The following is a 20,812-nucleotide window of genomic DNA, read 5'->3' as shown; positions in this document are numbered from 1 at the left end:
CAGAATATACCGGAGTATTTCTGCCTTTTAATCATTATCAAAACTAAAATCTGTATTAAAGAAGTATGTGATCCGAGATCACCAATTTATATAGTTAAGGTCTAGCGGAAGTCTTTCAATTCTTCCTGTAATTTCTGGCGCGTGAAGAAAATACGGCTCTTTACTGTGCCTAGCGGGAGGTTCAGTTTTTCCGCAATCTCACGGTATTTGAATCCTGAAACGTGCATGGCGAACGGAACTCTGTATTCTTTGGGGAGTTTGTTGACTACACGGTGCATCTCTTTCAGGTCGTATGCTCTTTCTGTGCTTTCTGAACTTCCGTCCTGTGGTAAATTCAGATGATAAAGATTATCCGTCTGATCGACGAATGTCTGGTCGCGGACTACCTTGCGGTAGTTGTTTATAAATATGTTGCGCATGATGGTATACATCCATCCTTTGAAATTTGTATCAGGGGTATATTTATCTTCATTATCTAATGCTTTTAATGATGTCTCCTGCAACAAATCGTTTGCTTCTTCACGGTCAGTTGTCAGTTTATAAGCGAAGCGTAGTAATTCATCTTGTACTCCTACTAAATCTTTTCTGAAGCTTAAACTTTTCATATGTGTTGCTTTTTAAAGGTGAATATTCGTTTGTTATTTTCGATGTTGCAAGTTTACGTGAATTTCTGAAACCCGATAGGGGGAAATCCGACGTTTTTATGCCCGAAAACTATCCGCGGATAGTTTTTAGGTTGTTTTTGATAGTTTTTGGGTGGTATTTTTTTATCTTCTGAACTTAAATCCTGCATTTTCTACCAAATTATTGCGATTAATAAAAAAGAACCGTTAATTTTGTGCCATCATTTTTATTTGAAAAGAATGACTGATGACTCTTTATTTTTGATTGATGTCGATAAGATACTTCGGACAAAGGCTCCGAAGCATTATAAGTACATCCCTAAATTCGTAGTTTCTTATCTGAAGAAAATTGTTCATCAGGATGAAATTAATGTATTCCTGAATGAGTCGAAGGATAGATTGGGTGTGGACTTTCTGGAGGCATGTATGGGCTTTTTGGATGCGAAAGTGGACGTAAAAGGCATTGAGAATTTGCCTAAGGATGGATTGTATACTTTTGTGTCCAATCATCCGTTAGGCGGACAGGACGGTGTTGCGCTTGGTTATGTGTTGGGAAAGCACTATGACGGGAAAGTGAAATACCTGGTGAATGATTTGTTGATGAATCTACGCGGATTGGCTCCCCTTTGCATACCTATTAATAAAACCGGCAAACAGGCAAAAGACTTCCCGAAAATGGTGGAAGCCGGATTTCAGTCGGATGACCAGCTGATAATGTTCCCTGCCGGACTGTGTTCGCGTCGTCAGAATGGAGTCATTCGTGACCTGGAATGGAAAAAGACATTTGTAGTAAAGAGCATACAAGCAAAACGTGATGTAATACCCGTGCATTTCGGCGGTAGGAATTCTGATTTCTTCTACAACTTGGCAAATATTTGCAAGGCATTGGGTATCAAGTTTAACATCGCTATGTTGTATCTTGCGGATGAAATGTTTAAGAATCGCCACAAAACTTTTACTGTCACTTTTGGCAAACCCATACCCTGGCAGACTTTTGATAAATCGAAAACCCCTGCGCAGTGGGCTGAATACGTAAAGGATATTGTTTATAAACTGTAACTGATAGAACAACTATAACAAGGAATATGGAAGAGATTATTAAACCGGTAAGCAAAGAACTGCTGAAGGCAGAATTGACGGAAGACAAACGCTTACGAATGACGAATAAGAGTAATAATCAGATTTATATTATTACTCATCAGAATGCTCCTAATGTAATGAGAGAGATTGGTCGTTTGCGTGAAATAGCTTTCCGTGCTGCTGGTGGAGGTACAGGTCTGTCAATGGATATTGATGAATACGACACGATGGAACACCCCTACAAGCAGTTGATCGTATGGAATCCGGAAGCGGAAGAAATTCTGGGTGGTTACCGGTATCTGCTTGGTACGGACGTGCGTTTTGATGAAAAAGGCGCGCCAATTCTGGCTACTTCCCACATGTTTCATTTTTCTGATGCTTTTATTAAAGAATACCTGCCGCAGACAATTGAGCTGGGGCGTTCGTTTGTTACGCTTGAATATCAGTCTACCCGTGCCGGAAGCAAAGGATTGTTCGCTTTGGATAACCTGTGGGACGGGTTGGGAGCGTTGACCGTGGTTATGCCGAATGTGAAGTATTTCTTTGGCAAGGTGACCATGTATCCTAGCTACCATCGTCGTGGCCGTGATATGATTCTTCATTTCCTCAAGAAACATTTTTATGATAAAGAGAAACTTGTTACTCCGATTGAGCCTCTGCAACTTGAGACTTCCGAAGAAGAGTTGAACGCATTGTTCTGCAAGAGTACTTTTAAAGAGGACTATAAGATATTGAATTGTGAAATCCGTAAATTGGGCTATAATATTCCTCCGTTGGTAAATGCGTATATGAGCTTAAGCCCTACGATGCGTATGTTCGGAACAGCTGTCAATTACGAGTTCGGTGATGTGGAAGAAACCGGTATCCTGATTGCTGTAGACGAAATTCTTGAAGATAAACGAATTCGACACATCCAGACGTTTATTGAAAGCCATCCGGATGCGTTGAGATTGTCTTCTTGTGAAGGGGAAGAGGTTTTTACTCCTAAAGTCGTTACACCGCAGGCAGACTGTTCCCGTTAATTTTACGATAAAGATCAAGAGCAAAGACGTCGGTCATTCCCGATATATAGTCAAGTACCGCCTGTATTCTTTCATAGAGTACAGGCGAATTTATATTGTATTGGCTGGATACTCGGTCGATCAGGAGTTTGGAATAAGCCTTTTCGGGTGAGGTTACGGCGTCTATCATCAATTCGAGTAAGGTACTGATGATGCGGAATCCCGCTAGCTCGATATCCAGTACGTCCCGTGAACGGTAGATTTTATTGATAGATACTTCGACGCTGTGTTTGTAGGCTGCTGCCGGACGTTCGGCTATGCGCTTGATTAGTGATCCTTCGAACGTGCCGGACAGTATTTCTTGTTCATGGTCTAAAAAGACACGGGTACACTCCCGGATCAATAAACCGATGACGGAAGAACGCAGGTAGGCGATTTGCTCGTTGACATCATTGACAATCAGGAATGTTTTCCGGAGATGTTCCTGCCGCTCTTCGCTGAAATAGGTCATTAATAGTTCTTTGGTTTCTTCAGTGGTGAGAATCTTCAGTTTATATGCATCCTCAATATCCATCATCTGATAGCAAATATCGTCTGCCGCTTCCACTAAATAGACTAGTGGGTGGCGTGCATACTTCAAAGGATGCTCGTTGAGCAAGGTCAGTCCTAATTCAGTTGCTATTTTTTGGAAACTTTCTTCTTCGCTGACGAAGAATCCAAACTTCGATTTGGTTCCTGCAAGGCTCGATGAAAAGGGATATTTCACGATAGAAGCCAGAGTGGTATATGTCAGGACGAATCCGCCTTTGCGACGTCCTTCAAACTGATGTGTCAGTATTCGGAACGCATTTGCATTTCCTTCAAAATGTGTCAAATCTTCCCATTCCATCGGAGAAAGTTGCTCGCCGTTCGGCTGCTTTTCTTTCAGGCGAACTCCTTTTCCTTCAGAGAAAAAAGTAGAAATAGCCTTTTCACCTGAATGACCGAAAGGCGGATTCCCCAAATCGTGTGCCAGGCAAGCGGCCGAGACGATAGAACCGATCTCCGGCAGGAAAGAATCTTGAAGTTCCGGATGACGTTCCAGAAGTGCTTTGGCAACATCGTCCCCGAGTGAACGCCCAACGCTGGCTACTTCGAGACTGTGCGTAAGTCGGTTGTGTACAAAAACGCTGCCCGGAAGAGGGAATACTTGCGTCTTGTTCTGTAATCTGCGGAAAGGAGCCGAAAAAATAAGACGGTCATAGTCCCGTTGGAATTCGGATCGGTTTTCCTGTCGTTCTTCATGGAATTCTTCCATCCCGAAACGTTTCGCTGATATTAGTTGTTTCCAATTCATCATTTTATTTACGATTTGACGATTTGCGATTTGATGATTGATGAATGTGTCAATTGACAGTTGGTATATTAGTACCTTGCCTTATTAGCACATTATTTATTATTTAACTGCAAACTTAACTATTTTTCAGTTCAAAATGTGTATTTTCGCTTGTTAAATCTGCTGTCCGAGTAAAGATAAAATAAGTTCGGGGTTTTGACTGAATCGGCGGTAGACTTGATCTGGATTAATCTTTTTACTTCTTATTTATATGAAAAAACAGGTTACAGCCTTTATCTGTATAATCGTTTTCAATTTTGAAGCCATATTCGCTTCTACTGATTTCTCTTTTAAAAGGTATCAGGTGGAAGACGGACTTTCGCACAATACGACTTGGTGTTCGATTCAAGATAGCTATGGCTTTTTGTGGATTGGCACAAGTGATGGACTGAATTGTTATGATGGTTGTGGCAACAGGGTGTATCGGAATGCTTTGAATAATAAATATTCTTTGGGTAATAATTTCGTCAGTTCCCTTTTGGAAGAAGGGGAAAATATCTGGGTAGGAACAAATTCGGGACTTTATATCTATGACCGTTCTACTGACCGCTTTTCTTATTTTAATGAAACAACACGGTATGGCGTATTTGTCAGTAGTGAGGTGAAGAAAATCATAAAAACTCAAAGCGGTTTGATTTGGATTGCTACGTTGGGGCAAGGTGTGTTTATTTATGAACCAGTGACAGGTGTGCTGACACAGAATAGTATTCATACTTCTTTTGTTTGGGATATCTGTCAGAGTGCAGATTCCCGTATTTATGTTTCTTCAATGCAGGAAGGACTATTTTGTTTTGATGAGAAGGGAACCTTTCTGCAAAATTATCCGGTTCTGTCAGATTCAAACATAGGCAGTCAGAGAATCAATTGTCTCTATAGTATTAAGAATGAAATATGGTTTGGCGTAGGTACTAATTTATTAGGTTGTTATCAGGAAGGAAGCCCGGATTTGAAAATTTATGATGCGTCTGCACAGAATTTCGGTGCTATTCTCTGTTTGATGGATTATAACGAAAAAGAATTGTTAGTTGGTACGGATAATGGACTGTATCTGTTCAATCGCGACCTTAAAACATTTCGTAGAGGCGATTCTCCCTTTGGCTTGCGGGCATTGGGCGATCCAACTGTTAATGCAATGATGTGGGATGCCGAAGGTACACTTTGGGTGATGACTAACTCCGGCGGAGTGAGTTACATGACTAAGCAATTGAAGCGTTTTGATTACTATTCCCTTATCTCATTATCAGGTACATTAGAGCTTGGCAGGGAGATCGGCCCTCTTTGTGAAGACCAGAATGGAAATATCTGGGTGGGAACCCGGAACGGGTTATGTTTTTTCAATACACAAATTCATTCACTTTCGGAGTATACTTTAAAGAATGTGGATGCGAGATATGACATTCGTAGCTTGCTGCTAGATGGCGACCGCCTTTGGATAGGAACCTATGCGGAAGGGTTGCATGTGCTAAACCTGAAAACTGGAGCAGTAAAGAGTTATGTCCATTCTCGCGATATTCCCTATACAATTTGTAGTAATGATGTCTTGAGTCTCTTTAAAGACCGAAAAGGAGATGTTTTTGTTGGAACAAGTTGGGGGTTATGTCGTTACAATTCGCAATTGGATAATTTTGTGACAATCATTCATGTCGGCTCTATGGCTTCTGTAACTGATATTTATGAGGATATGTACAATAGTCTTTGGGTTGCGACCTCAAATAGTGGTGTCTTTCGTTATAATACAGTGAACGATCGTTGGGAACATTTTGAACATATACGTGAAGATACAACAACTATTACCAGTAATTCTGTGATTACATTGTTTGAAGATATGAAAGGAACAATGTGGTTTGGAACCAATGGAGGAGGATTATGCTCATTCTCCAAAGATACGGAGACTTTCATTGACTTCGACCCGGAAAATACATTGTTGCCTAATAAGGTAATTTTCTCTATAGAACAGGATCGGACCGGTGATTTTTGGATTTCCTGTAATGCCGGATTATGCCGCATTAATCCCGTGTCTCAAAAGAACTTTCATTTATTTACCGTAAATGATGGTTTGCAAGGTAATCAGTTTACCGCACAGTCTTCATTGAGATCGTCCACAGGGAAGTTCTATTTTGGAGGAATCAATGGTTTCAATGTATTTGAACCGGGGCAGTTTACGGATAATACCTATCTTCCCCCTGTTTATGTTACTGATATTAGTTTCCCTTATTTGACAGATGAACAAGAAGTGAAACGGCTGCTTCGTTTAGATAAGCCCTTCTATAAAGCAGATAAGATCCAATTACCCTATACAAATAATAGTTTTACAGTACGTTTTGTAGCACTTAGTTATGAAGATCCACACAGAAATCGTTATACTTATATGTTGAAAGGTATTGATAAGGAGTGGATACATTCATCTAATAATACGGCCTCATACACCAATCTTCCAGCTGGGGAATATGAGTTTTTAGTTTGTGGCTCTAACAATGACCATCACTGGAATGAGAAAGCGGCTTCCTTATGGATTGTGATAACTCCGCCCTGGTGGCGGACTAGTGTCGCTTATTTTATGTATATACTATTATTTCTGTGTACAGCTTGCTATATTGGTTGGCGTTGGAATCTCTATGTCAAGCGTAAATATAAACGTCGTATGGAGGATTATCAGGTTGCCAAGGAAAAAGAGATGTATAAATCGAAAATCAATTTTTTTATCAATCTGGTACATGAAATACGTACTCCTCTTAGTCTGATTCGGCTCCCTCTGGAAAAGTTGAGGGAAGAGGAAAAAGAAGAAAGAAAAGAAAAATACCTTTCGGTGATGGATAAGAATGTAAATTATCTGTTGGGAATAACGAATCAGTTACTTGATTTTCAGAAGATGGAGAGTGGGGCATTGCAACTTAGCATGAAGGAGTGTAGTATTAATGCGTTGGTGAGTGATATATTCAATCAGTTTAATGGTTCTGCAGATTTGCAAGGGTTAACAATCTGTCTTAGTTTACCTCCTGAAGAAATTAGTATGATGATTGATTCGGAGAAAGTTAGTAAAATTTTGGTAAACTTGGTAGGAAATGCTATTAAATATGCAAAATCTCAAGTCGAGATGCGGCTAATATTATTGGGCGATAGGGTAAATATAATAGTGAGTGATGATGGCCCCGGAGTCCCTGAAGGTCAGCAAAATAAGATATTTCAGGCTTTTTATCAATTGCCGGATGATCCGGTGGCAACGTCTACAGGTACAGGGATTGGTTTGGCATTTGCCAAATCTTTGGCAGAAGCTCATCATGGAACTTTATCATTAGAAAATAGGATGGAAGGTGGTTCCTCATTTATATTGTCTTTGCCGTTGGAAACAGTAGTAACGGAAAGTATTCCGAATGAATTTGCTGAAATGCAGATGATAGATGTGGAAGGAAAAAAAATGCCGGATTCGGAGTTTGGAAATAAGAGATTCATTGTTTTGTTGGTGGAAGATAATGTCGAGTTATTAAATTTGACCAGAGAATCTCTAAGTGATTGGTTTAAAGTTTTTTCTGCCTGCAATGGAAAAGAAGCACTGGAAATACTTTCACGTGAGAGTATTGATGTCATTGTAAGTGATATTATGATGCCCGAAATGAATGGTCTTGAACTATGCAACTATATAAAATCAGATCTAGTTTACTCTCATATTCCCGTTATCTTGTTGACAGCGAAGACAACGTTAGATTCAAAAGCGGAAGGTTTTGAAAATGGTGCTGATGCATATATTGAGAAACCATTCTCTATTAAGCAGCTCCATAAACAAATCGAAAACTTATTAAAACTGCGACTGGCCTTCCATAAGTTGATGATTAATCTTTCTGGAAGTCCGACTTCTTCATTGGCGGATTTTGCTCTTTCACAAAAAGATGTAGAATTTATAGAGAGGGTAAATACGATTTTGTCGGAACTGCTTGCTGATGAGAGTTGCTCGATAGATTTGTTAGCAGAGCAGATGAATATGAGTCGTTCTAATTTTTCCCGGAAGATAAAGGCTCTGTCTGGTATGCCGCCTCATGATTATATAAAGAACTTTCGGTTGAATAAGTCGACTGAACTAATCATGAGTGGTATACGAATAGCTGAAGTTGCCGAACAGTTAGGGTTTACTACTTCTTCGTATTTTGCAAAGTGTTTTAAAGAAAAGTTTGGGGTATTACCGAAAGATTATAAAGGATAACAGCTAGTTCCTATCACTCGTGGGGGTGCCAGACGGCTTTTGAAGCAGGGTGCTTTCCTTTTGGGGGATTCCTAAAATAGGAATTCCATTTTCATCCCATTCTATCTTTTGTATGCGTGTTGTCCGACCGTCCAAAACGAACATGTCACGAAGGGCGTTTCGAGCGTGGTAAAGTATATACCATTCTTTCTTGTCGGGTGAAGGTATGAAACACAGGCTACCGGGGCCATACACATGATTCTCTGGTGCTTGTTTGAATACAGGTTCCAGAGATTTCTTCCATGAATTCGGGTTGAGAAGATCGCTGTTAGCATCAGCTGTTAATAACCCTACACAATAATAAGGTGTCCAGTTACCGCTTGCAGAGTAATATATTAATAATTTGTCTTTGTTTTTGGAACGGAAAAATTGTGGAGCTTCATTCACATGAATAGGATAACCGGTTTTATTGCCATCTACACTGATCCATTGACATTCCCATTCGTATTCAGGTTTGGATATTAATATACGGTCTGAGGCTAGTGTCCATGGATTTTTCATTTCAGCGATATAGATACATTGGGTTTCTTGATAAATTCTTCTGGTTTCCCATCCGCACCAGATTAGATAACGTTTGCCATTATGCTCGAAAGGATTAGCATGAATAGCCAAGTTATTATTTTTGTCGGTCGATATTCTTCCTTTCATGACAAACTCTCCTTTCATGGGATCGGGAGATTCATTTTCTAGCACATATATCTGACGATTGTCTATATTACCATCATCAGCAGCGCAATAGATATACCATTTATTGTCCATATAGTGTATCTCTGGTCCCCAAAGATGAGATATACCCGAGCCATTTTGGGGCGAATATACGTTTTTTTTTGCTGCTTCTGCCAGTTGTGTAATATCGTCAGTTTCCCATAATATGATACAGTCTGCTAAACTTTGAGTATAGTAATATTTTCCTTCATGAAAGATGGCCCATGGTTCGGATCCTCCACCTATGACAGGATTTGTATAGAAAAGTGTAGAGTCAATGCCTGTTTGTTTATCAGTCTTTTTGCTTTGGCATGATAGACAAACAATAAGCAATATTAAAAATAAGCAATTTTGAAATTTCATAGTGCTTTCTTTGCTAAGATACTTGCAAAGAAAGCACAAATTATTTAATTCTGGAGCTGTTTGATTAGTTTTTATTGTTTGTTAGTTAGGAATTAGCCTATAATTAATACCCTCCTTTCTATATTTGTAATCAACAAACCTTTGGAACCATTGGCTATTAAATCTTATATTAACTAAATTTATTATTATGATGAACAGGAAAGGAAAAAGAATGAATGTTGTTAAGGCATTTTGTTTATTTACTTTGCTTGGGTGCTTCATTGGCTGTAAAGACGATGAAAAGAAGAAAGAGCAATCTTTTAATAACGATTTGCCTATTGAAATTGTGGGTTTTGAACCTCAAGAAGTTACTTCGCGCACGCAACTCCTTATCTATGGAAAAAATTTCGGAGATGACCCCTCTTTGATTCACTTGAAATTAGGAGGTGTGGATACAAAAGTGGTGGGTTGCAACAATGAATGTCTATATTGTATGGTTCCTCGTAATTCGAATAAGGGAACTATCGAGATTTCTATTGGTGATCAGACCGCTATGGCTAACGATCGATTTACTTATATCTCGAATACACAGGTTACTACATTGTGTGGCTATGTAGACGAGACTGGACGTTATGAAGTAAAAGACGGTTCGTTCGACGAATGTGGCTTGAATTGCCCGGCTTGGTTAAGTATTGATCCTCAAAATCCGAACCATATTTATATGATTGAAGAGGCGAATAGTATCCGTTTGATAGATGTGGAAGCGAAAAAAATGTCTACTGTTATAACGGTGGGGCAGATGAATATAACGAGTCCGCGTACTTTGAGTTGGAGTCTGACCGGTGATACTCTATTTGTGAATAACTGGGCAGATTGGGAAGCAGCTCCGATTTCTATTGTTATGCTTTTGAGAAAAGAAGAATTTAAGAAGCCACATGTACTTCTTTCTGGTCGTAATCATATTATTGCGGCAATTACCCATCCAAAAACTGGTGATATATACTTTACTCAAGAATCTGATGGTGGCGTTTATCAGTATAGTATATCAACGGGAGAGGTGGAACAAATGTTTACGGTAGGAGGATCTTGGATATGGGTATATCCTTATTTTCATCCGTCGGGCGACTTTGCCTATATCCTTCGGCCGCGTGAAGGTACTATTTTAAAATCTAAGTTTGATAAAGAAACCAATCAGTTGGAAGCTCCCTCTGTTTTTGCGGGAAACTGGAATTGGGGGCATAGAGAAGGGGTAGGAACCAATGCTAATATGGGAGTTTTGTGGCAAGGAGCTTTTGTGAAAAATGAGGAATATGCGAATCAACATAAGGAGGACATATATGACTTTTATGTAGCTGACGGAGAGTTATGGGGCACACATCCGGGTGATTTGATATGGCGGGTCACTCCTACAGCTGAAGTTATCCGCTATGCCGGTCGTGGAAGCACGGCCATGGATGGTAACCATTGGGGCTATGTGGACGGTGATTTGCTTAAGGAAGTTCGGTTCAATGGTCCGCACAGTATTGCATTCGATGAAGAAAATAAAATCTTTTATATAGGTGATCAGTATAACCACCGTATTCGTCAGATTATTGTTGAATAATAAAATATCCTGTAAATTATGAAACAAAAACTATGGGCTATCATAGCTTTTCTATATTGTTTTATGTTAGGAATAACTGCCCAGCAGAATAACCAAAAACAAATTGTGGTGTCCGGTGTAGTGACCGATGCCAATAATGAACCGTTGATTGGTGCTAATGTGACGGTAAAGAATGTGCCGGGATTAGGTGCTATCACTAATATTGATGGAAAATATACCATTAAGATGCAACCCTACAACCGCTTGGTGTTCTCCTACATCGGTTATGAGACTCAAGAGATTTTAGTGAAAGAGGAACATACTGTCAATGTGGTGATGAAAGAGAATAAGGAGACAGCCTTGGATGAGGTAGTCATCACTGCTACCGGTGCACAGAAGAAGTTGACAGTGACGGGTGCAGTTACTACCGTCAATGTAGACCGGTTGAAGGCGTCACCTTCGGGTAGCATTTCCAACTCACTGGCAGGAAACGTAGCGGGTGTGATAGCCCGTCAGACTACTGGTCAGCCGGGAAAGAATGTTTCTGAATTTTGGATTCGCGGTATCTCTACCTTTGGGGCCGGGGCAGGTGCATTAGTTTTGGTGGACGGATTTGAACGTGACATGAATGAACTGAACTACGAAGATATTGAATCGTTCACCGTGTTGAAAGATGCTTCCGAAACTGCCATTTACGGTTCGCGCGGTGCTAACGGTGTGGTATTGATTACCACTCGCCGTGGTAAGGTAGACAAAATTACCATTGATGCCAAGGTAGAGACCATGTACAACACCCGTACTTTTACGCCTGACTTTGTGGATGGCATTACCTACGCCTATATGGCGAACGAGGCACGCCGTACGCGCAATCTCGATCCTATCTACACCGGCAACGAGCTGAAAATCTTGAAACAGGGTCTCGACCCCGACTTGCTACCCAATGTAGACTGGATGGACGAATTGCTGAAGAAAGGCGCTATGAGTTATCGTGCCTCGTTGAATTTGAGTGGTGGTGGACAGAATGCACGCTATTTCGTTTCTGCCAGTTATCTCGATGAAGGCGGTATGTATAAGGTGGACAAATCTTTGAAAGACTATAACACCAACAGTAACGCCAAACGTTGGAACTATCGTATGAATGCGGATATCAATATAACCAAGACTACCCTTTTGCAGGTGGGTATCGGTGGTGCGTTGAAGAAGATGAACGAATCGGGCTTGACTTCGGATCAAATTTGGACCAGTCTGTTGTTTCAGACTCCCACTAGTATGCCCAAAATGTATTCCAACGGTTACGTGCCAACTGATGCGGATGGTAACCTTAATCCTTGGGTGGCATCTACTCAATGTGGATACAACGAACAGTGGTGGAACAATATTCAGACCAACGTCACTTTGAATCAAAAATTGGACTTCATCACCAAAGGATTGAATTTTGTGGGACGTTTCGGCTTTGATACAGATAACTACAATTATATCCGCCGTTTCAAATGTCCTGAGTTATGGAGTGCTGACCGTTATAGAAAGGATGACGGTTCCATCAACTTCACCCGCCAAAAGAAAGAGCAGGTGATGGATCAGACTTCAGGCAATAGTGGAGAGCGCAAAGAATATTTTGAAGCGGAACTTCAGTATGCCCGCAATTTCAAGGGGCATATGCTGAACGGAACATTGAAATACTCGCAAGACTCCAAAGTGAGAACACAGGAAATCGGTAAAGAAATCGTCAATTCGCTTCCTTTCCGTCATCAAGGGTTGGCCGGTCGTATTGCCTACAACTGGAACTATCGTTATTTCTTGAACTTTAACTTTGGCTATACTGGTTCAGAAAACTTTGCTTCTGGTCATCAGTTTGGTTTCTTTCCCGCCTATTCGACTGCCTGGAACATCGCCGAAGAACCCTTTGTCAAGAAGAACCTGAAGTGGATGAATATGTTTAAAGTGCGCTATTCGTGGGGTAAAGTAGGCAACGATAAAATGTATGAGCCCAATGGTGTACAGATACGTTTCCCTTATCTCTACACAATAGGTTATGGAGGTGCCCCTGCTAATATTTGGGGAGATAATAACGGATATTATTCTGCGTTTGGAGGATATAACTGGGCGGATTATGGCTATGGAAGTCTTGGTACTACTCTTTTTCAAGGTTTGCGCTATACATCGTATGCTAACCCGGGTGTGACTTGGGAGATCGCCACCAAACATGATGTAGGTTTGGACATGAGCATCTTTGATGACAAATTCATGCTGACTGTGGATTATTTCCAGGAAAAGCGTAAAGGCATCTTTATGTATCGTAATTTCTTGCCTGCTACCGCCGGTATTGAGGGCGGGATGACCAATCCGAGAGCTAATGTGGGCGCAGTATTCTCTAAAGGTGTCGACGGTAACATGACCTACAAGCAACAGATTGGCAAAGTGCTTTTGACTGCACGTGCTAATGCCACGCTCTCAAAGAACGAAGTGAAGGAAAAAGATGAACAAGAGAACATTTATCCTTATAGGATGGAGCGTGGCTACCGTGTCAACCAGGCTAAGGGACTTATTGCATTGGGCTTGTTCAAGGATTACGATGACATCCGTAATAGCCCTAAACAGACTTTTGGCAATTATATGCCGGGCGACATCAAGTATAAGGATGTCAATGGCGATGGTATCATCGACGACCAAGATCAAGTGGCTGTGGGGGCTACTACTGTACCCAACTTGGTATATGGTATAGGTGTCTCCGCACAGTGGAAAGGTTTGGATGTGAATGTCCATTTCCAAGGAGCCGGGAAGTCTTCTTTCTTTATTGATGGAGAGGGGGTGCGTCCTTTTGCTAGTGGCAACCGGGGTAATTTTTATCAGGAAGTAATAGACGGACGTTGGATTTCAAAAGAAGAATCGGGCACAATAGCTACGGAAAATCCGCATGCCAAATATCCTCGCTTGAGCTATGGCTACAACGACAACAACAACCGCAACTCATCTTACTGGTTGCGCAATGGGTCTTATCTGCGTTTGAAAACGCTGGAAGTGGGCTACACACTGCCCAAAAAGATCGTAAATAGAATCCACTTCAACAACATTCGTATCTACATGATTGGCACCAATCTGATTACGTGGTCGAAGTTCAAGATGTGGGATCCGGAAATGAACAGCAGTAATGGTGCAACCTATCCGTTGGCCAAGTCTGTCACTGTGGGATTAAATGTTAACTTATAACAAAATGAAAGATATGAAATGGTTATATAATATGGTTATCACGTTTTTTGCTGCTGGCTGTTTGACGGCATGTAGTGATTATTTGGAGGTAGATTCCAATTTCAAAGACCGCTTGACAATTGAAAAAGTATTTACTGATAAGGATTATACGGATGCGTGGCTTTCCAATACTTATTCTTATTTGCGAGGCCAAAATCAAGATGTGGGTGGAAAAGAGAGCGTGCCTACGAATTTTGCCGATGACATTTATTGGGCGGATTGGAATAATGAGGGAAATGGTAAATATACTAATGGTAGTTATTATTCTTTTTTCAGAAATGTGGAATACAATGAAAATTGGTATCAGGATTCTTATAAAGCGAGTTATTTAGGAATCAACAAGGCCTGTGTTTTCTTGAATAATATCCACATGAACCAACAACTCACAGACGAAGAACGGGCTGATTATGCGGCACAGGCACGTTTTGTCCGCGCCTATTACTATTGGTTGCTGTTACGCAAATACGGTCCAATCCCTTTGATTCCTGATGAAGGTGAAAACTATATGCAGGACTATGATGGCTTGGCTCGTCCGCGCAACACCTACGATGAGTGTGTGGAATACATCACTTCCGAATTGGTGAAAGCGGCACAAGATCTTCCGTTGGAACGTGGAACCAACAACATCGCACGTCCCACCCGGGGTGCTGCTTTGGCTGCTCGTGCTAAAGTCCTCTTGTATGCCGCCAGTCCGCTAATGAATGGCAATACTGACTCTTATGCGCAGCAAATGGTAGACGACAAAGGTAACAGACTTCTTGCTGCTGAATACGATGAATCGAAATGGGCTAAAGCTGCCGCTGCCGCCCGAGACGTAATGGAATTACCGGGAAATAATGATGGTCATCGCTACCAATTGTATGTAAAGAGCCGCATTACAAGCGGAACCGAAGATTATCCGGAAACAATAGAACCGTTTAAGGATAGAAATTTCTCGGAAAACAACTGGCCATACGGATATGCGGACATTGATCCGTTTGAGTCATATCGTTCCGTCTTCAATGGCGAACTCTCTGCTTATGAAAATCCGGAGTTGATTTTTTCGCGTGTGGATAATATAACTGTTGATAATTCATCAGGAGGAATCACTTCACCGGATGCTATTGCAAATATGGTGCTTCACCAATTGCCTACACTGGCCGGAGGTTGGGGTGTTCACGGAATGACTCAAAAGCAGTGTGACGCGTATTATATGAATGATGGTACGGATTGTCCGGGTAAGGATAAAGAGATTGGAAGAGGAGATGGAAGCAGCCGGCTAACCGGTTACGTGACTTCTGATGATGTGGATGCCGGTCGTTACAAACCGCTGCGTGCAGGTGTGTCTTTGCAATATGCTAACCGTGAGCCTCGTTTCTATGCGTCAGTTGGTTTTAATGGCAGTGTATGGAATATGACTTCATTAGGTAACAAGCAAGGAGCTACCCAGCCTAATCAGCAAGTTTGGTACTATCGAGGGACTTCAGAAGGATATAATGGTGGTAATCGTATATTTACAGGTATCGGCATCAAGAAATATGTGAATCCTTATGATGCCAAATATCAGAATGAGCTTTTGTACAGACAAAAAGCAGAACCGGCTATTCGTTATGCAGAAATTTTATTGATTTATGCCGAAGCGTTGAATGAATTGGGAGAGGGAGCAAGCTACGACATCCCTTCTTGGGATGGAAGTATCACCTATACAGTTAGACGTGATGTGGAAGAGATGAAGAAAGGTATTCAGCCTGTTCGTATTCGGGCCGGTGTTCCTGATTATTCACCTACAGAATATCAGAATCAGGATGTTTTCCGAAAGAAGCTGAAACGCGAACGTCAGATTGAGTTGATGGGCGAGAATCATCGTTATTATGATTTGAGACGCTGGAAGATAGACGCTCCTTTAGAGGAAGAAACGTTGATTTACGGATGTAATATGCTGATGGATGACGGTCATAAAGATCTATTCCATACACCTGTGGCTATTATGTCATTGCCTGTTCGCTTTGTGGAGAAAAGCTATTTCTGGCCATTTAGTCATGAACAGTTGCAACGTAACAAGCGTCTGACGCAAAACCCGGGATGGACTTATTATGATTAATCTTTATATGACAATGAATATGAAAGAAAAAATATATAATCTGTTATTTGCCGTGTTGATGGCTTTGTTTTGCACGGCTTGTAATGAAGAATGGACCGATGAACAATATGAGCATTATGTTTCGTTTAAGGCACCGATGGATTATGCGAGAGGTGTAACTGATATTTATGTGAAATACAAGCTGAATGGTGCGGTGACTTATCAACTGCCGGTTATTATGAGTGGCTCTACATTGCCCGGGCACGATACAGAAGTGCAGATAGCGATAGACTCGGACACGTTGAAAAGTATCAATTGGGAGTATTTTCACAATCGGACAGATCTATATTATAAGGAGCTTACCTCCGATTATTATGAGGTGGAGAACATGAATGTGGTAATTCCGGCAGATGATTGTGTGGGATTGTTGAATGTCAATTTTAAATTAGGTGGGATAGACTTGGTAGATAAGTGGGTATTGCCGCTTACGATTAGAGAAAGTCCTATCGGCAGTTATACTCCTCATCCTAGAAAGAACTACAAGAAAGCATTGTTGCGTGTTGTTCCTTTTAATGATTATTCCGGTATTTATTCAACAACCACAATGGAAGTTGGTTTTACTGATTCGGGGACTAAAATGACTACTAATACGCGTACGGCATTTGTAGTGGACGAACATTCTGTTTTCTTCTATGCAGGCTTGATGAATGAAGAAGAACTGGAACGTGGAAAGTATAAGATAATCTTCAGGTTTAACGATGACGGGACGGTTACGCTTTCTGCACCTGATCCGGACATTCATTTCAATCCGATAAAAAATCCAACTTGGAAATTGGCGGAAAAAATGGACGTTTCGTTGCCATATCTAAAACATAAAACGATTACTATAGAAGGATTTAAATATGAATTTGATGATGTCACATCTGTTCCTGGTACTCCTATAAGATATGTAGTTGAAGGGACTGTGAATATGGAACGTAAAATTAATATTCAGATTCCGGATGAAGATCAAGCAATCGAATGGTAATAATTTGTAAGTCGGAGTGATATGTATAAATGGATTATATTAATGTCGGGATTATTTGCGTCACTGACCGCTTGTGCCAAAGTTAAGTTATCTCCTTTATTTTCCGATAATATGGTACTTCAGCAAGAGGCTGAAGTACCTGTTTGGGGAAAAGCATCTCCAGAAATGCGAGTTATAGTGATTCCTTCATGGAGTGGGGAGAAATATGAGAATATAGCTGACAGGACGGGTAATTGGAAAGTAAACATCAAAACTCCAAAAGCCGGGGGACCTTATCATTTAGAAATAACGGATGGAGAAAAAGTAAGATTGGAGAATGTAATGATTGGTGAAGTATGGCTTTGTTCCGGTCAGTCGAATATGCAAATGCCAGTAGAAGGATGGGGCAAAGTGAAAAACTATCAACAAGAGGTGGCACAGGCCAATTACCCGGATATACGCTTGATGACTGTGAGTAATACTATTAGTCTAAGTCCGTCGCAGGAGTTTACTGCTGTCGGAGGAGGATGGCAAGTGTGTTCATCGGTTACTATCCGGGAGTTTTCAGCAACAGCCTATTTTTTCGGTAGGGAAATAGCACGCACGCAGCAGGTACCGGTAGGACTTATCTGTGCCCATTGGGGCGGTACTAATATAGAGTCGTGGATAAGTGCTCAAGCATTGGGCGAAGTTCCCGATTTTGTTGAGCAATTGAAGCTTATCCGAAGGTTGGGAAACAAGGATTGTGATTTACAGGCGGAGGAAGAACAAAGGCAGGCAAAGATTTTGTCGTTAGATAAAGGAATGAGAAATGGAAAGCCTTTTTGGAATACTCTTTCTTATAATGATGAAGGATGGATATCTCATTCTTTCCCCGGAAATATCGAAAAGACTTTTCCTGATTTTGATGGTATTGTTTGGGGGCGAAAGACGGTGGATATTCCAGAACAATGGGAGGGAAAAACGTTGAGTTTACACATGGGGTATGTGGATGACGAGGATATTACTTATTTTAACGGAATCGAGATAGGGAGCACGAAAGGATATACTCGTTCCCGTACTTATGAAATACCGGGTAATTTAGTAAAAGCGGGCAAAGCTGTAATTACTGTTCGTATCGTGGATACTGGAGGAGGGTGTGGCATCGGAGGTGAAATGAAGTTAAGCAAAGATGTCGGAGACTGGATTCTTATATCTGGTGAATGGAAGTGTAAAGTTGCCGCTCAATCTCATATTGACCCAGTGTTTGAGATGAATCCGAATGTGCAAACTGTGCTTTATAATGGGATGATTCATCCATTGGCACCTTACAAATTTCGTGGGGTTATTTGGTATCAGGGAGAGAATAATGTAGGGCGTGCTACACAATATAGGATATTGCTTCCATTACTTATTCAGAGCTGGCGTGAGGAATGGGGGAATGATTTTCCTTTCTACCTTGTGCAATTGGCTAATTATTTAGAGAGAGCAGATGAACCGGGAGACTCACAGTGGGCTGAATTACGAGAAGCGCAGCGCCAGACAGCTTTGTATTATGACAATGTGGGTATGGCCGTTACCATAGACATCGGCGATATGAATGATATTCATCCCAAAAACAAACAGGAAGTAGGGCGTAGACTTGCCTTATTAGCACGTGCCGATACCTATGGTGAGCGGATTGTTTGTAGTGGTCCGGTTTATCAGACTTACCGTGTGAAAGGAGACAGGGTTATTCTCTCTTTTGAGTGTGCAGACGGAGGATTAAAAACGTCTGATGGAAAAAAAATGACAGGGTTTGCCATAGCAGGGATAGACGGAAAATATCATTGGGCGGAAGCTGAAATCTGTGGAAATGAAATCATTGTATCATCGGAAATGGTAAAACATCCTTTGGCTGTTCGCTATGGATGGGGAGATAATCCTACATGTAACTTAATTAACGGTGCAGGATTACCGGCCTCTTCATTTCAAACTTTACGTTAACTTAAAAAAAACAAGAAAAATGAAGAAACTTAACTTTTTATTTTTAGGCTTATTATCTTTTATGCCAATCTGGGGATGTAACGATGATGATTCATTACCGGAGGCTGTTGTTGAAGTCAAGGAAGGGCATAATGAAGATATTGTATCAGTCATTGATTATGATATTAAGAATGATGGAACACTGATTGGTTCTCAACTTAATAATTTGGTCGGTCAGTCTTATGGGAAAACGCTTTATTTTCCTGCCGGAACTTATAACTTGACGGAGCCTATCGTTCTGCCATTGGAATATACCAAAAATGTAAACCTTATTTTTGATAAGAATGCAACGGTTAAAAGTGATGTCCATTTGGAAGCATTGATTAAAGTAGGTTATTCAGAAACCTATTTTACCGATGTTTCACACCGGCGATTCTCTTATATCGAAGGAGGAATACTAGACTGTTATAATGCAGATAATGGAATTCTAGTAAACGGAAGGAAGCAGTTGGTGCAGATACGTACGATGAGTCTGGTGCGAGGACGTAATACACATATCCGCATACACGTTCCTGAAGGTATTGGAACTGGTGGAACGGGTAGCTCGGATACAAAGATAGATAATGTAACAATTCAAGGCATCTCTTCGAATGATAATGTATACGGTATCTATATAGATGAATCTTGTTGTGATTGTAAGATATCCGACACTTTTATTTATTGTACAAAAGAAGCTTTAGTTACGAAATCTGCCGGTCATATATTGAACAATGTACATATTCTTTCTTGGGATACTACCGGAGGGACCCATCTTGAGGATGGTAAGAATTACCGTTCAACAGTCGGAATACGTATAGCTAGTGGCGGATTTTTTGTTTTCAATCAAGTCTATTATGATACGATTGATAGAGGAATCGTCGTGAATGAGGGTTATAGTCCGGATTTGATGCTGGACCAACAGATTTCTTTTTCATATTTGAATAATTTTGGAACCAGCTTTATTCAGGCAGAAGGGAATAACCCCAATTTGAAAGTGAAGTTATCCAATTCTACTTTTACTGTATTAAATGATAATTTTAAGATTCTAGATTGTCCTGTTGATTTGGTGGGATGGGATATTGCGGATAAGTTTTCTTTCCTGAATTGTGTAGTTGCTAATTCACAGCGTTTGTATCCTTACGAAACGACTTTGATGCAGAAGCTTAGAGGGGTAAGTTCTGACGGGATAATATGGACAACTTTAGCTAATTATGATATGAATTGGAATGTATTAGGGGCTGTCATTTCTTCTCCAATGCGGAATACCCTTGAGATAGATTTAGCCGATAATTTGACTGTAAAACTTAATTTTATGTTTAAAGGTGTTGAACCTCTCTTGCAAGGTTATGAAGTGCTGGGAGAGGGAGTAGAGGATATTGAATTTGGATATGCTGTTTCCGGTCAGTTCTGTGTGTTGCTGTTCAGGGCAAAAAGGAATGCTTCTTTCAATCCGATCATTTACGATACATTAGGTTCCGGGCGGTTTATGCCGACTCCGTATAAAGGCAAAAAATATACACTTGTTGATTATGGGTTAAGTGATTCGGATATTAAGATTTTATCTCATTAATGTAAG

12 protein-coding genes are annotated in these 20,812 nt (G+C 40.7%); 9 read left to right on the top strand and 3 right to left on the bottom strand.

Going from position 1 to position 20,812, the window contains the following annotated elements:
- Positions 1 to 101: 101 nt before the first annotated feature.
- Positions 102 to 605 carry an RNA polymerase sigma factor gene (locus BSCG_RS14145; RefSeq protein WP_004315377.1) on the bottom strand — a complete coding sequence of 168 codons (504 nt, stop codon included), beginning with the start codon at positions 603 to 605 and terminating at the stop codon, positions 102 to 104.
- Between the two features lie 258 nt (positions 606 to 863).
- Here BSCG_RS14145 and BSCG_RS14150 point away from each other — a divergent pair, with 258 nt between their 5' ends.
- Positions 864 to 1,682: a 1-acyl-sn-glycerol-3-phosphate acyltransferase gene (locus tag BSCG_RS14150; RefSeq protein WP_008642784.1), complete on the top strand. Its 819-nt coding sequence runs from the start codon at positions 864 to 866 to the stop codon at positions 1,680 to 1,682.
- 26 nt (positions 1,683 to 1,708) lie between these two features.
- Entirely contained in the window at positions 1,709 to 2,725 is a 1,017-nt protein-coding gene (locus tag BSCG_RS14155; RefSeq protein WP_004315373.1) for a GNAT family N-acetyltransferase, read from the top strand.
- On the opposite strand, the gene BSCG_RS14160 is transcribed toward BSCG_RS14155, so the two are convergent.
- Positions 2,697 to 4,043 carry a deoxyguanosinetriphosphate triphosphohydrolase gene (locus tag BSCG_RS14160; protein ID WP_008642786.1) on the bottom strand — a complete coding sequence of 449 codons (1,347 nt, stop codon included), beginning with the start codon at positions 4,041 to 4,043 and terminating at the stop codon, positions 2,697 to 2,699. The two genes, BSCG_RS14155 and BSCG_RS14160, sit on opposite strands and share 29 nt — an antisense overlap.
- 247 nt (positions 4,044 to 4,290) lie before the next feature.
- On the opposite strand from BSCG_RS14160, the gene BSCG_RS14165 reads away from it, so the two are divergent.
- Complete coding sequence (locus tag BSCG_RS14165) at positions 4,291 to 8,274, top strand: two-component regulator propeller domain-containing protein (protein ID WP_008776044.1); 3,984 nt, start codon at positions 4,291 to 4,293, stop codon at positions 8,272 to 8,274.
- A 3-nt stretch (positions 8,275 to 8,277) separates the two neighbouring features.
- Here the strand turns inward: BSCG_RS14165 and BSCG_RS14170 are convergent, their stop codons facing one another.
- Positions 8,278 to 9,381, bottom strand: a complete 1,104-nt coding sequence (locus BSCG_RS14170) for a family 43 glycosylhydrolase (RefSeq protein WP_008776043.1) — start codon at positions 9,379 to 9,381, stop codon at positions 8,278 to 8,280.
- A gap of 187 nt (positions 9,382 to 9,568) precedes the next feature.
- Here BSCG_RS14170 and BSCG_RS14175 point away from each other — a divergent pair, with 187 nt between their 5' ends.
- The 6 genes from BSCG_RS14175 to BSCG_RS14200 are packed head-to-tail and all read left to right on the top strand — an operon-like array spanning position 9,569 to position 20,806.
- The gene (locus tag BSCG_RS14175) at positions 9,569 to 10,963 is read left to right on the top strand and encodes an IPT/TIG domain-containing protein (protein WP_008776042.1); all 1,395 of its coding nucleotides are present in this window, start codon (positions 9,569 to 9,571) and stop codon (positions 10,961 to 10,963) included.
- Positions 10,964 to 10,981: 18 nt separating this feature from the next.
- On the top strand, positions 10,982 to 14,149 hold the full coding sequence (locus tag BSCG_RS14180) for a SusC/RagA family TonB-linked outer membrane protein (RefSeq protein WP_032849527.1): 3,168 nt from the start codon (positions 10,982 to 10,984) through the stop codon (positions 14,147 to 14,149).
- Between the two features lie 13 nt (positions 14,150 to 14,162).
- Positions 14,163 to 16,268 (top strand): RagB/SusD family nutrient uptake outer membrane protein, encoded by a 2,106-nt coding sequence (locus BSCG_RS14185; protein WP_008776040.1) that lies wholly within the window; start codon positions 14,163 to 14,165, stop codon positions 16,266 to 16,268.
- Positions 16,269 to 16,287: 19 nt separating this feature from the next.
- The gene (locus tag BSCG_RS14190) at positions 16,288 to 17,274 is read left to right on the top strand and encodes a DUF4973 domain-containing protein (protein WP_032849547.1); all 987 of its coding nucleotides are present in this window, start codon (positions 16,288 to 16,290) and stop codon (positions 17,272 to 17,274) included.
- 42 nt (positions 17,275 to 17,316) lie between these two features.
- A complete protein-coding gene (locus tag BSCG_RS14195) occupies positions 17,317 to 19,218 on the top strand; it encodes a sialate O-acetylesterase (protein WP_083793663.1) in 1,902 nt (633 codons plus the stop codon).
- A gap of 19 nt (positions 19,219 to 19,237) precedes the next feature.
- The gene (locus BSCG_RS14200; protein WP_032845068.1) at positions 19,238 to 20,806 is read left to right on the top strand and encodes a hypothetical protein; all 1,569 of its coding nucleotides are present in this window, start codon (positions 19,238 to 19,240) and stop codon (positions 20,804 to 20,806) included.
- The last annotated feature ends 6 nt before the right edge of the window (positions 20,807 to 20,812 follow it).

Origin of the sequence: Bacteroides sp. 2_2_4 (assembly GCF_000157055.1) — a bacterium.
Taxonomy (GTDB): Bacteria; Bacteroidota; Bacteroidia; order Bacteroidales; family Bacteroidaceae; genus Bacteroides; species Bacteroides ovatus.
Note: the sequence above shows the minus strand (reverse complement) of the source record. Positions and strands in the feature narration are given on the sequence as shown.

Bases quoted from the DNA above. Each gene is read 5' to 3' on its own strand.
- BSCG_RS14145 (WP_004315377.1), bottom strand. From the start codon at position 605: ATGAAAAGTTTAAGCTTCAGAAAAGATTTAGTAGGAGTACAAGATGAA.
- BSCG_RS14150 (WP_008642784.1), top strand. From the start codon at position 864: ATGACTGATGACTCTTTATTTTTGATTGATGTCGATAAGATACTTCGG.
- BSCG_RS14155 (WP_004315373.1), top strand. From the start codon at position 1,709: ATGGAAGAGATTATTAAACCGGTAAGCAAAGAACTGCTGAAGGCAGAA.
- BSCG_RS14160 (WP_008642786.1), bottom strand. From the start codon at position 4,043: ATGATGAATTGGAAACAACTAATATCAGCGAAACGTTTCGGGATGGAA.
- BSCG_RS14165 (WP_008776044.1), top strand. From the start codon at position 4,291: ATGAAAAAACAGGTTACAGCCTTTATCTGTATAATCGTTTTCAATTTT.
- BSCG_RS14170 (WP_008776043.1), bottom strand. From the start codon at position 9,381: ATGAAATTTCAAAATTGCTTATTTTTAATATTGCTTATTGTTTGTCTA.
- BSCG_RS14175 (WP_008776042.1), top strand. From the start codon at position 9,569: ATGATGAACAGGAAAGGAAAAAGAATGAATGTTGTTAAGGCATTTTGT.
- BSCG_RS14180 (WP_032849527.1), top strand. From the start codon at position 10,982: ATGAAACAAAAACTATGGGCTATCATAGCTTTTCTATATTGTTTTATG.
- BSCG_RS14185 (WP_008776040.1), top strand. From the start codon at position 14,163: ATGAAATGGTTATATAATATGGTTATCACGTTTTTTGCTGCTGGCTGT.
- BSCG_RS14190 (WP_032849547.1), top strand. From the start codon at position 16,288: ATGAAAGAAAAAATATATAATCTGTTATTTGCCGTGTTGATGGCTTTG.
- BSCG_RS14195 (WP_083793663.1), top strand. From the start codon at position 17,317: ATGTCGGGATTATTTGCGTCACTGACCGCTTGTGCCAAAGTTAAGTTA.
- BSCG_RS14200 (WP_032845068.1), top strand. From the start codon at position 19,238: ATGAAGAAACTTAACTTTTTATTTTTAGGCTTATTATCTTTTATGCCA.